The 12,051-nt window shown below is 64.4% G+C and carries 13 protein-coding genes; 6 read left to right on the top strand and 7 right to left on the bottom strand.

Going from position 1 to position 12,051, the window contains the following annotated elements; all coding sequences use genetic code 11:
* Positions 1–44: 44 nt before the first annotated feature.
* Positions 45–500 (top strand): GyrI-like domain-containing protein, encoded by a 456-nt coding sequence (locus FA04_RS12575; protein ID WP_034803463.1) that lies wholly within the window; start codon positions 45–47, stop codon positions 498–500.
* A gap of 182 nt (positions 501–682) precedes the next feature.
* Positions 683–1,558: a DMT family transporter gene (locus FA04_RS12570; RefSeq protein WP_034803471.1), complete on the top strand. Its 876-nt coding sequence runs from the start codon at positions 683–685 to the stop codon at positions 1,556–1,558.
* Positions 1,559–1,705: 147 nt separating this feature from the next.
* Here FA04_RS12570 and FA04_RS12565 read toward each other — a convergent pair whose 3' ends face one another.
* The 3 genes from FA04_RS12565 to FA04_RS12555 form a co-directional block, all read right to left on the bottom strand.
* Positions 1,706–3,256, bottom strand: coding sequence for a DEAD/DEAH box helicase (locus FA04_RS12565; RefSeq protein WP_060528915.1), 1,551 nt, complete (start codon positions 3,254–3,256; stop codon positions 1,706–1,708).
* Between the two features lie 294 nt (positions 3,257–3,550).
* Positions 3,551–4,651: a DNA alkylation repair protein gene (locus FA04_RS12560; RefSeq protein ID WP_034789023.1), complete on the bottom strand. Its 1,101-nt coding sequence runs from the start codon at positions 4,649–4,651 to the stop codon at positions 3,551–3,553.
* Between the two features lie 38 nt (positions 4,652–4,689).
* Positions 4,690–4,989, bottom strand: coding sequence for a hypothetical protein (locus tag FA04_RS12555; protein WP_034789021.1), 300 nt, complete (start codon positions 4,987–4,989; stop codon positions 4,690–4,692).
* A gap of 143 nt (positions 4,990–5,132) precedes the next feature.
* Here FA04_RS12555 and FA04_RS12550 point away from each other — a divergent pair, with 143 nt between their 5' ends.
* On the top strand, positions 5,133–5,807 hold the full coding sequence (locus tag FA04_RS12550) for a helix-turn-helix transcriptional regulator (protein ID WP_034789019.1): 675 nt from the start codon (positions 5,133–5,135) through the stop codon (positions 5,805–5,807).
* Positions 5,808–5,934: 127 nt separating this feature from the next.
* Positions 5,935–6,384 (top strand): host attachment protein, encoded by a 450-nt coding sequence (locus FA04_RS12545; protein ID WP_034789016.1) that lies wholly within the window; start codon positions 5,935–5,937, stop codon positions 6,382–6,384.
* A gap of 54 nt (positions 6,385–6,438) precedes the next feature.
* Here FA04_RS12545 and FA04_RS12540 read toward each other — a convergent pair whose 3' ends face one another.
* Together FA04_RS12540 and mnmC2 are read right to left on the bottom strand one after the other, a co-directional pair.
* Entirely contained in the window at positions 6,439–8,025 is a 1,587-nt protein-coding gene (locus FA04_RS12540) for a trimethylamine methyltransferase family protein (protein WP_034789013.1), read from the bottom strand.
* A gap of 166 nt (positions 8,026–8,191) precedes the next feature.
* On the bottom strand, positions 8,192–8,908 hold the full coding sequence (mnmC2, locus tag FA04_RS12535) for a tRNA (5-methylaminomethyl-2-thiouridine)(34)-methyltransferase MnmC2 (RefSeq protein ID WP_034789095.1): 717 nt from the start codon (positions 8,906–8,908) through the stop codon (positions 8,192–8,194).
* Between the two features lie 39 nt (positions 8,909–8,947).
* On the opposite strand from mnmC2, the gene FA04_RS12530 reads away from it, so the two are divergent.
* Positions 8,948–10,090: an NAD(P)/FAD-dependent oxidoreductase gene (locus FA04_RS12530; RefSeq protein ID WP_034789009.1), complete on the top strand. Its 1,143-nt coding sequence runs from the start codon at positions 8,948–8,950 to the stop codon at positions 10,088–10,090.
* Between the two features lie 58 nt (positions 10,091–10,148).
* On the opposite strand, the gene FA04_RS12525 is transcribed toward FA04_RS12530, so the two are convergent.
* A complete protein-coding gene (locus FA04_RS12525) occupies positions 10,149–10,538 on the bottom strand; it encodes a PRC-barrel domain-containing protein (RefSeq protein WP_034789006.1) in 390 nt (129 codons plus the stop codon).
* A 225-nt stretch (positions 10,539–10,763) separates the two neighbouring features.
* Here FA04_RS12525 and FA04_RS12520 point away from each other — a divergent pair, with 225 nt between their 5' ends.
* A complete protein-coding gene (locus tag FA04_RS12520; RefSeq protein ID WP_034789003.1) occupies positions 10,764–11,567 on the top strand; it encodes a DUF1045 domain-containing protein in 804 nt (267 codons plus the stop codon).
* Here the strand turns inward: FA04_RS12520 and FA04_RS12515 are convergent.
* A complete protein-coding gene (locus FA04_RS12515; protein ID WP_034789092.1) occupies positions 11,564–12,025 on the bottom strand; it encodes an NUDIX domain-containing protein in 462 nt (153 codons plus the stop codon). The genes FA04_RS12520 and FA04_RS12515 overlap by 4 nt on opposite strands.
* Positions 12,026–12,051 lie beyond the last annotated feature (26 nt).

Genomic DNA, 12,051 nt, shown 5'->3' with positions numbered 1-12,051 from the left:
GACCCCTGGCAATCGCTGCAGGATCTCTTTTTTAAGAGGCGACCATGGTGTTCGAAATTGTCGAGAGACCCGCACAGCGCATTTCCGGATCGTTCTGGGAGGGCACCTTCGGCGAGGCGGCCGATGGTGCCGTTCGCCGGCTGATCGCCGAAATGCAGGGGCATCACCAGCATCTGCATCCAGGCGATCATGCAGCCTTGGTCGGCATCTCCTGGAACGATCGCCCGGATGGATTCCGCTATCTCGTCGGCTATGTTTCCGACAAGGCAGAGACGACCGTGCACCCAGGCTTTGTCGACCTGCCGGCCATGCGCTTCGTCACGGCCCTGCATCACCCTGATAGTGGCGACGTCTTTGCCCATTACCAGAGAATGTTCGACTGGATCGCGGCCGAAGGCCACGCGGTCGATACCGCCTTGCTGCACTATCGCGAGGAGTACGATCCCGGTTTCGTCTCGCTGTCGCTATCCTCGCTCAGGCTGATGGTTCCGATTGGCTGATGCTTCCCATCAGAAAAATTGCTTTGACCATCGATACCGGCGCGGATACTTGCATGAGTGCTTAAATCGGAGGGATTTGAGCGCGAAATCAGCGGCAGATCAAAGCGTTACAACAGCCCGACGCGCTTCAGCGAGGGCGGTTCATTGCTTCCACCTGCCGCCGTCATTCCGATAGGCTCACCATGCTCGCCCGTCTGGCTCCCGCCATCTTCGTTCTGCTCTGGTCCACCGGCTGGGTGGTGGCGAAATATGCTGCGGTCTACGCAGATCCGCTGACCTTTCTCGTGTTGCGCTACACGCTGGCGATCGCGCTCTTCATCCTGTTCTGCGTCGTCACCGGCGCACGATGGCCGAAGTCCTGGAAAATGGCCGGTCATGCGATCGTGTCCGGCATGTTCCTGCACGGGCTCTATCTCGGGTCGGTCTGGTGGGCGATCGGCGAGGGCGTGCCGGCCGGCATTTCCGGCATCATCGCCGGCCTGCAGCCGCTGATGACCGCGGTCGCCGCGGCCTTCGTCATCGACGAGAGGCTGAGCACGCAGCAGAAGCTCGGGCTGGTGCTCGGCTTCTTCGGCATTGCGCTTGCCGTCCTGCCGAAGGTGCTGGCGATCGACACGGGGGCGACGCCGATCCACTTTCTGCCTGTGATCATCAACGTGCTCGGCATGGGCGCCGTCACCTATGGCACGCTCTACCAGAAGCGCCATCTGCAGAGCGGTGACATCCGCACCATCGCAGCGCTGCAATATCTCGGCGCGCTGATCGTGACGATCCCGCTGGCGCTGATGCTCGAAGACTTGCACGTCACTTGGAACCTCCAGGTGGTTCTGGCACTTGCCTGGTCGGTTCTCGGGCTCTCGATGGGCGCGATCGCGCTGCTGCTTTATTTGATCCGTCGGGGGCAGGTGTCGCGCGCAGCGTCGCTGATCTATCTCGTGCCGCCGCTTGCCGCCGTGCAGGCGTGGCTCTTCTTCGGCGAAGCGCTGACGCTGCCGATGGTCATCGGCACCATCATTGCCGTTGCCGGCGTCTATCTCACCAACCGCAAGCAGGCGTGAAGCACGACGCGCGAGAGTGTGAAGCGGTTTTGCAATAGCGGCATGCGCTTGGCCCAAAACTAAAACGGCGGGCCGAAGCGACCCGCCGTTCACATTTCAAAATTCTACGCTGGCTTTTGCGCGCCCGGTTGACGCGCAGCGCCTGGGTCAGCCCTGGTGGCCGCGATTGCCGCCATTGCCCCGACGCTGGCCCTGGCCGCCTTCGCGACGCTCGCCACCGCCACGGTTTTCGTTGCGGCCGCCATGGTTGCGGTCACGACGTTCGCCCTGCTTCTGGCCGGGACGTCCGTGGTGCTTCTTGCCTTCGTGGTTGCGGTTGCCTTCGCCACGGCCGTCGGTCTGCGGATGGCCGTGATCGCGGCGCTCCTGGCGCTGCGGGCGACGCTCGTCGCGCAATAGGTCGTCACCGGTGAAGCCGCTGGTCGCAGCAACCGGCTCGCCGGCCGGACGCTCACGGCGCGGCGGACGGCCGCCGTTCTGGTGGTGACCGCCGCCATTGCCCTTGCGGTGGCCGGCGCCGTTGTTGCCACGGCCGCCGCGGCCCTTGGCCGGACGCGCCTGGTCGGCGGGAGCCTCGCCGCTGGCAACGGCAATGTTGATGCCCATCAGCTTCTCGATGTCGCGCAGCAGGCGGATTTCGTCCGGCGCGCAGAAGGCGATGGCGATGCCGTCGCGGCCGGCGCGCGCGGTGCGGCCGATGCGGTGAACATAGGCATCCGGCACTTCCGGCAGGTCGTAGTTGTAGACGTGAGTAACGCCGGGGATGTCGATGCCGCGGGCGGCGACGTCGGTCGCGACCAGCACGCGGATCTCGCCGTCACGGAAGGCCTTGAGCGCGCGCTCGCGCTGGCCCTGGCTCTTGTTGCCGTGGATCGAGGCGGCCTTGAAGCCGACGTGGTCGAGATGCTTCATCAGCTTCTCGGCGCCATGCTTGGTGCGGCTGAAGATCAGCGACAGGCCGTCCGGGTTCTCTGTCAGCGTCTTCTTGAGGATGGTCGTCTTCAGGTCCTTGCCGGGAACGAAGTGAACATACTGTTCGACCTTGTCGGCAGCCTTGCCCGGAGGCGTGACTTCGACCTTGACCGGGTTGGTCAGGTACTCGCCAGCAAGCTCGGCGATCTGCTTCGGCATGGTGGCCGAGAAGAGCAGCGTCTGGCGGTTCTTCGGCACCAGCTTGGAGATCTTGCGCAGGTCGTGGATGAAGCCGAGGTCGAGCATCTGGTCGGCTTCGTCGAGAACCAGGTAGCGGCCCTGCGTCAGCGTCACGGCCTTGCGGGCAACGAGGTCGAGCAGGCGGCCGGGGGTTGCGACCAGGATGTCGACACCGCGGGCGAGCTGTTCGGTCTGCTTGTTGATCGAGACGCCGCCAACGACAACGCCGATCTTCAGCGGTGACTTCTTGACGAACAGCTTGAGGTTGGCGGCGATCTGGTTGACCAGTTCGCGGGTCGGCGCCAGAACCAGGGCGCGAATGTTGCGCGGATCGGGGCGCTTGCCTTCGGCAACGAGCTTCTCGATCATCGGCAGGCCGAAGGCGGCCGTCTTGCCGGTGCCGGTCTGGGCGAGACCGATGAGATCGTTGCCCTTCAGCACCAGCGGGATCGCCTGAGCCTGGATCGGGGTCGGCTTTTCGAAGCCGTTGGCAGTCAGGGTTTCCAGAATGTGCTCGGAGAGGCCGAGATCTTTAAAGGTGGACAAATGCATATACCTTTTGGGGGCGCCAAACGCATTCGCCGGAACCGCATCGTTGCTGTTCCGGTGTCGTTCGGCGTCAAGAACCCCGCGTGAATTGGGAACTTGTGGGTTGAATTAAGTCGTCAAGCGCCTGTGCTGTACCGCCTATCGCGGTGATATGTGCGCTATCCTTCTTCACGGCTTTCGATGTCTGCCGAGGGCGCGCTCACGCGGCGGCCGGAAGGTGACGCTGGGCACCATGTCGTTGGTTTGGACGAAAAAGTCAAGGTCCATCTTTTCGCAGGTGCGAAATGAGATCTACTCAAGCGCGAGATCGAAGCCCGCTTCTGCCGCTTCCTGGCCGTTGACGAGGATGACGATGCGATGCGCGCCCGGGTAATAGCGACGGGTCGTAATGGGCCGGATCGCATGGCGTTTCTCGATCTCGATCGAGCCGCCGGGGACAAGCGTCGCGGATGTCCACTTGAAGACTTTCGGCGAGGTCGCACCGTTTGCCTTGCGATGGTGCACAGCGTAGTCGATCATCACCTTCTGGCTCGTCTCGGCGTCATGGCTGACGGCGAGGCGCAGGCCGAGGCTTTCGCCAAGCACGATGTCCGAACGATCGAGCGAAAAGCGCGCATTGATGCCGGCCGGGGGAGCGAAACCGAAATTGCCGAGCGCGTCCGCGTGCCCCTGCTTCAGCAGCGTGCGCGAGGCGTGGCGCAGAAGCTGGCGGCGCTCCGGCGATGCGTCGCCGATCTGTTCGGCGACGAAAGCAGCCACCAGATCCGAATGGTCCTTGGCGATGTCGTTGAGGCTGTTGGCAACCGAGCGGCGCACATACTCCTCGGGGTCGTCGAGAAGCGCGGTCAGGATCGGCAGGATCGGCTGCGGATCGCGGATGAGCTGCAGCAGTCGCATCGCCCAGGGCAGGCGCGGGCGGGTGCCTTCGCTCGCCAGTCGCCGGACGTGATGGTTGGGATCCTTCGTCCAGTCCCGGATCGTCGCGAGGGCGCGCTCCTGGTCGCGATCGATGAAGACGCGGATGCCGAACTCGGCTGTGAAATGCGGCGTCAGCGCCCGCAACAGCGACAGCGACAGGTCGAAGTCGTCGAGGCCGCGCAAGGCGACGTACTGGCTGAAGGGCAGCAGCGACCAGCCGCTGATACCGTCCGCGCCGTCGCGAGGAAGGCAGGCGTGGAGGTTGGCGGCCGCCTCCGGAAACGCCTGCGGCAGCGTCTCGACCAGCGCGTCGCGGATCTGCAGCGAGCGCTGCATCAGCTCCAGCGCCTCCAGCCCGTCACCCGCAAGCGCCACGAACCTCTTGCGGTCGAAACCGGCGGCGTTGCGTTCGAGCGCATCGGCGATGGCGATGACGACACCGGGGTGCAGCAGATTCTTCAGTGGTTCGGCCATCGCTCAGGCAGTCCTTTGCTCGTCCAATTCCGGGCCGGTCAGATCCTCTGGCCGCCGCTAAAATGCTGCACGAGCATTACCGCGCTGATCGTCGCTGCGTAAGGTGCGAACTCCGGATCGACCCGGACGCGCTCTCCGGCCGATTGCGCAGCCTCCAGTGTCTCCCATTCGACCAGGTCTGCGAACATGCCCGAGGTCTCGCAGGAATCGACCGCGCGCCAGGAGACGAAGCCCGGATAGCGGGAAACGGCCTGCATCGCTCGCTGGCGCGTGGCTGTGGCCGCCGGCCTGTCGGTGACGATGCAGACAGCAAGTTCAAGGATGTGATCGCTGGTCATGATGAGGCTCCCTGTGAGTTGTCGCTTGATTTAACACAGGGCAACTGACAGCCTTATGGCCATTATCGACGGTGCCGTGCTTGTGGACACGCGATGCGCGCGGTAGCCCTTTTGAACGAAGTCTTGCCGCGGGGAGGCCAGGCATGAGACCCGCCGACCGGCTGTTTCGCATCATCCAGCTCCTGCGCGCGAGCGGCCGGGTGATGACGGCGCGCGAGATCGCCGAGAAGATGGAGGTCGCCCAGCGCACCATCTATCGCGACATGGAGCACCTGATCGCCTCCGGCGCGCCGATCGACGGCGAACGCGGTGTCGGCTATCTCCTGCGCGGTGCGTTCGATGCGCCGCCGCTTGCCTTTACCTTCGAGCAGCTGGAAGCGCTCGCTTTCGGCGCCCGCGCCGTGCAGATGCTCGGCGACGGCAGGCTCGCCCAGGCGGCGCGCGAGGCGATGGAGAAGATCGCCCATGGTCTGCCGCCCGAACATCGGCAGCGGCTGACAGCCGCGCCCCTTCGCGCCTTCCGCTCTTCGCTCCAGCCGGAACCGCCGGCGCTGCTCGGCGAGATCCGCCTGGCGATCGCCGGTCGCCGCAAGCTTCGCCTGGCCTATGACAGCCTCAAGGACGAACATTCCGAGCGCACCATCTGGCCGCTCGGCCTCAGCGTCTTCGGCCACTTCTGGCTGCTGACGGGCTGGTGCGAACTGAGGTCGGATTTCCGCGATTTCCGGGTCGACAGGATCAGCACGCTTCGTGTCCAGCGCGAGCGTTACGAGGTGACGCCGGAACGCAGCTTCGAAGCCTATATCGCGCGGATGTGACCGGCGCATCCGGCCAAATAATCAGCATCATCGCCACCTTCCGATGGAACCGGATCGCCGCTCGTTCGTTTCCTTTACAGGGTTTTCATGACCCTTCGCGATCCACACCTTTCACTGGGAGACAATCGTGCAGAACCGGACTTGGATACTGGCCGCGGATGGCAACACCGCGCGCATCGTCAAGGGCGTGAACCTGTTGAAGGAAGAGCGCCAGCGGCCGGAGGAGGAGACCTTTCACACCGAACCGAAGCGCGTTCAGGACATCATGGCCGACAAGCCGGGCCGGTCGCATTCGTCCGTCGGACACGGACGCTCGGCCATGGAATACAAGAGCGATCCCGTTCGCGAGGAGCAGCAGCGCTTTGTTGCGGACGTGGCCGGAAGGCTGGAGAGCTACGCCGCCAACCATGCCTTCGACAGCCTGGTGATTTGCGCAGCACCCCGGACGCTTGGCGATCTCCGCAAGCAGCTTTCCGCCCATGTCCGCGAGCGGACAGTCGCCGAGATCGACCGCAACTGCGTGGCTGCAACCACCGAGCAACTGATCGCAACGGCACGGGCCGCGGTGTTCCCTTAAGGCTCGGCCGCAGCCGGACTTCGTAACGCTTTCCGGTTTACCCAAGGCGTCCCGTCAGAAGTCGGTGGGGACGCCGCCCTCGGCCTTGCGTTTGGCGACAAAGGCATCGAGTTCCTCCTCGATCGCCGGATCGAGGGGCGGGCGCTCGTATTCGTTCAGCTTCTGTTTGAAGATCCGGTTGGCGTGATCGGATGTCGTCGGCCGCCCGGCTTCGGTCCAGGTCTCGAAGTTGCGCCAGTCCGACAGGATCGGTGAATAGAAGGCGGTCTCGTAGCGCTGCAGCGTGTGCAGCGTGCCGAAGTAATGGCCGCCCGGGCCGACGTCGCGCACGGCATCGAGGCCCAGCGCATCTTCGCTGACATCAAGCGGGGTCAGGTATTCCGCCACCATCTGCAACATGTCGACGTCGAGAATGAACTTCTCGAAGGAGGCCGTAAGCCCACCTTCGGTCCAGCCGGCGGCATGCATGACGAAATTGCCGCCCCCTTGCGTCAGCGCCCAGAGCGACATGGCGGATTCGTAGGCCGCTTGAGCGTCCAGCGTATTGGCGGCGTTGGTGTTCGAGGTGCGGTAGGGGATGTTGTAGCGGCGGGCGAGCTGGCCCCCGGCGACCACCGCCTTCATGTATTCCGGCGTGCCGAAGGCGGGCGCTCCGGTCTTCATGTCGACGTTGGAGGTGAAGCCGCCATACATCACGGGTGCGCCGCGCCTGACCATCTGGGTGAAGGCGATGCCGCAGAGCGCTTCGGCGTTCTGCTGGACGAGCGCACCGGCGATCGTCACCGGCGCCATGGCGCCGGCGAGCGTGAAGGGCGTGACGACCACCACCTGGTTGCGCGAGGACATCTCGATGATGCCCTGCAGCATCGGCCCGTCGAGCCGGAGCGGCGAGGAGGTGTTGATGATGGTGAAGAGCGACGGCTCGCGCTCCATCTGCTCCATCGTGATGCCACGGCCGATGCGGGCGATCTCGATGCCGTCGGTGTTGCGCTGCTTGCCCAGCGAATAGACGTGGAACACCTTGTCGGTGAGCTTCACCATGTCGGAGAGGCAATCGAGGTGGCGCACCGAGGCATGGATGTCGACCGGCTCGACCGGATAGCCGCCGGTCGTGTGGACGATGTCATAGGACTGCGCGAGCTTCACCAGCTTTCGGTAGTCTTCCTGGTTGCCGGTGCGGCGGCCGCCGTCCCGGTCTGCGACGAACGGCGCGCTGGCGATCTGGGCGAAGACGAGATTGTTGCCGCCGATCGCGACATTGCGGGCCGGGTTGCGGGCGTGCATGGTGAAGGCCGGAGGAACAGAGGCGATCATGTCCATGATCAGGCCGCGGTCGAAGCGCACCCGGTCGGTGCCGGGCGTCAAGTCGGCGCCAGCCGCCTTCATCCGCTCGCGCGCCTCCGGCAGGATAACGTCCATGCCGATCTCTTCGAGGATCGTTAGCGATGCCTCATGCACCGATTCAAGCGCATCATCCGAAAGTACGGTGGATTTCGCCAGCGTATTGACAAGATTGAGATATTTCCCGCCGGGAGACTTGCGCACACGCTCGGCGCTGCGCCCGCCCGGGCGGCGTCGGCGCTCCAGCGGCGTCGAGGTTGCGTCGCCGGTTGCTGCATCGGGAAACTGATCGTCGTTCATGAAAGACCCACCGTGTTGCCGATGGGGAGTGTGTCGCAGATTCGAGACGGCGATGGCCCGCCATTTGCGACAGTTCAGTTCTCTTGTGGAGTAAAACGCTTGCGCTGACGCATTTCTGCAGTCGGGTGGCGCAACCGTTCAAGACAGGCCGCAATCGCGACGAGCGCTAGGGTCGGTCGCCCCGCAGCATCTCGCGTTTGCCGGCAAAACCCTTGCGCTTCTCGACGGCAAAGCCTGCGGCCTGCAAATTGCGTCGGACGAAACCGGCGGCGGCATAGGTGGCGAAGCTGCCGCCGGGCGTGGTCTTTTCGAAGACCAGCCGCATCAGTTCCTCCGACCACATGTCGGGATTGCGCGACGGCGCGAAGCCGTCGAGATACCAGGCTTCGAACGGGTCTTCCGCGCGGGCGACGCCGCCGAGTGCCGCGCCGCAGACGACCGTGAGGCTGACGCCGTCACCAAAGTCGATCTGGACATCACCATCAGGCTCGACCGGCCAGCGCGAGGCCAGCGCCTGGTGCTCCGTGTCGATCTCTGGCCAATGGCTGAGGGCGCGCGAAATCTCTTCGGCCGCCATCGGAAAGCGCTCGAAGGACACGAACTGCAGCTGGTCGCCAGCGGCCGCGGTCATCTTCCACTGGCGCCACGTCTCGCAGAAATTGAGCCCGGTACCGAAGCCGAGTTCGCCGATGCGGAAGGTGCCCGCACCGACCCAACGATCGGGCAGGCCGTTGCCCGACAGGAAGACGTGGCCGCACTCCAGCCGCCCGTCGGTGCGGCAATAAAAGTGATCGCCAAACTCCCGGGAATAGGGCATATCGCCCTCGTGCCAATCAAGGTTCTGGTGCGCCGGGGGCTCGATCGGGTCTGCGGATCCTGTCATGGCCAAGGCGATAATCCGCCGGCCGGAGAAGGTCAATCGATGAGCGAGCTTTTGGTCGTCGGCGGCGGCATCATGGGGCTGTGGGCCGCCATTTGCGCCACGCGCAGGGGCATGGCCGTGCGGGTCGCCGAGCAACAAGCGATCGGCGCAGGCGCCAGCGGTGGCCTTTTGGGCGCGCTCATGCCGCATATGCCGGATCGCTGGAACGATAAGAAACAGTTCCAATTCGACGCGCTTGTGACGCTCGAGGAAGAGATAGCGGCGCTCGAGGCGGAGACAGGGCTTTCGACCGGCTATCGGCGGACGGGTCGTTTGATCCCGCTTGCCAAGCCTCACCTGCGCGATATCGCCCTCCGGCACGAGCAGGATGCACGGAGCCATTGGCGCGCGGCCGACAGGCAGTTCCACTGGCACGTGAAGGACGACGGGCCTGAGGGCTGGCCGGGTGCTGCCGCGGCGGCGCATGGCATGGTCTTCGACACGCTCGCCGCACGGGTTTCGCCGCGTCGCATGCTTGCTGCGCTCCGCACAGCGCTCCTGCAGGCACCGAACGCCTATTTAGACGAGGGCAGGGGCGTGCGCCGGATCGAGCCGGAACGCGGCCGGGCCGAACTCGACGATGGCACCCGGATCGATTTCGAGCATTGCATCATCGCGGCCGGCGTCGGCAGTTTTCAACTGATCGACGACGTGTCGGTGCCGCTGGCGGAAACGAGCGGCACGGCTGTCAAGGGGCAGGCGGCACTGCTGCGCGCGGAGATCGATCCGGCGCTTCCGGTGATCTTTGCCGACGGCGTCTACATTATTGCCCATGACGACGGCCATGTGGCGGTCGGCAGCACCAGCGAAAACAGTTTTGCCGATCCCCTGTCGACGGACGAGCAGCTGGATGAGCTGCTTCGGCGCGCCGTAGCGCTCGCGCCGCGCCTGGCGGGTGCCGAGGTGGTGGAGCGATGGGCAGGGTTGCGCCCGAAAGCGACGGGGCGCGAGCCGATGGCAGGCCGGCATCCGGACCATCCGAACGTCTCGGTCCTGACCGGCGGGTTCAAGGTGAGCTTCGGCATCGCACACCGCCTGGCGCGTTTCGTCGTCGAAGAGATCGCCGGTTCTCCGGCGATCGATATTCCCGATTCTTTCTTCTGCCGGAATCACATAGCCGCACTTCGCGAGAAACATCTTTAGGGCCGGACATGCGAAGGGCCCCGCCCGCGGCGGGACCCGAAAGATCGAAAGTCAGGCATTACATCCAGTAGGGCGGCACGCCGTAGTAGTCGTAGACACGGCGTCCGTTTTCCGCGTTCCAGTCGTATTCTTCGGTGCCGTGATATTTCGGCGCGTTTTCGACCTGATCGCGAGTCACATCAGTGCGATAGCCGCCGAGCTTCTCGTCATAGGTCAGCTTTGCCCAAGGCAATGGATAGTGGTCTTCGCCGAGGCCGAGAAAACCGCCGAAGCCGAGCACCGCATAGGCGACGCGCCCGCTGCGCTTCTCGATGATCACGCGCTCGATCGAGCCGATGTGTTTGTCGTCGGGGCCATAGACCCTCGTGCCTTCAACCTTGTCGCTTGCGATCAGGTCGTGGGTCTCCTTGATCCGGGCGTCCTGAAGGTTCGCATTGTGATAGGTCACGCTTCTTCTCCATCCTTGTTTTCCTACCTTTTAGGAACGGGCGATGGGCCGGATGGTTCCGAAAAACGAGGGGTGACGTTCGCACCGCTGCCGCGCTCATCCCCGGCCGACTTCGTCAATCTGTCACGCAAATCACCTAAGACGCGGCCATTGGACAAGTCGGGGTGAGGGCGGAAAACCGCAGCTATTGCTCATCCTGCGCTGACGGATACCCGGAGCCAGCCGATGCGCTATGCCATTTGTTTTACGCCGCCGATGGCCGACCCGCTTTCCGCGACCGCTGCAAGCTGGCTGGGGCGCAATGTCTATTCCGGGGAACCTGCCGAGTTGCCGTCGGTCGCGGGCTTGAGCGCCGCGGATGTCGCCTATCACACGGCGGTTCCGCGACGCTTCGGCTTTCATGCGGTGATGATGTCGCCGTTCCGCCTGCATCCGGACATGACGGAACCGAAGCTTCTGAAGGCGCTGATGCATTTTGCCGGCGCCCAGACTCCGTTCGAAATCGATCGCCTGGAGGTCGCCCGCATCGGCCGATGCTTCGGGCTGATGCCGCAGGTGCCGAGCACGGCCATGCATCTGCTTGCGGCCAACGTCATCCAGGAGTTCGACGCCTTCCGCGCGCCGCTCAGCGAAGACGAGATCGAGCGCTCCGATCCGGACCGGCTGACCGCCCCACAGTTCTCCAACCTGCACCGTTGGGGCGATCCGCATGTGATGGACGAATACCGTTTCCACATGATGCTGACCGGTCCGCTTGCGCCAGACGCGATGCGGCGGCTCGAGGCGCCGCTCCGTGACCTGTTCGAGCCCTGCCTATCAAAACCGCTTTCGATCGGCAGCCTTGCGCTGTTTGTCGAGCAGGAGACGGGCGCACCCATGCGGGTGCATTCACAGCACCCGCTCGGCAAGATCTCGACGAACACGCGCGCAGAGCGGGCGAAGCGGGCCGCCGCCGACCCATCGCTGGCGCCGCAAGGCGCGGTCCGGCCGCTGCCGCTGATCGTCGCTGCGCTGATGGCGCAGCGCTAATCGGAAACGGACGCGGGCGAAGCTGCAAAGAGCAGCGCTTTCGGATAGGGCAGGCCGAGGTCCGGCATGTCCGCCGGCGCGAAGTAGCGCAGCGACTTCGTTTCGCCATCGGTGATCGGCTGCTGGGAACCGACGATCCGGCATCGATAGAGGGTAACCACATATTCGACGTGGTCGCCGTTCGGGTAGGTGTAGCGAAACGCTTCTCCGCCGAAGACGCCCAGTATCCGCTCGACCGAGACCGGATAGCCGGTTTCCTCCATGACCTCGCGGATGACCGCATCGACAGGCGTCTCGCCCGGCTCGATCGCGCCGGCCGGCAGGCTCCAGCCTTCGCCACTTGCTTTCTCCTGCAAGAGGACCCGGCCATCGGAATCGACAATGACGGCCGCCACTGACGGGCAGAGAAGCAGGCCGGGACCGACTTTTTCGCGGAGCGCTTGAATGTAGGATTTCATCTCGATGAGGGCCGTTGTCCTTGCCG

The sequence above is a fragment of the Ensifer adhaerens genome, from assembly GCF_000697965.2.
In the GTDB taxonomy this organism is placed as follows: Bacteria; Pseudomonadota; Alphaproteobacteria; order Rhizobiales; family Rhizobiaceae; genus Ensifer; species Ensifer adhaerens.
The sequence above is the reverse complement of the archived record's forward strand: the minus strand, read 5'-3'. Positions and strand labels throughout refer to the sequence as shown.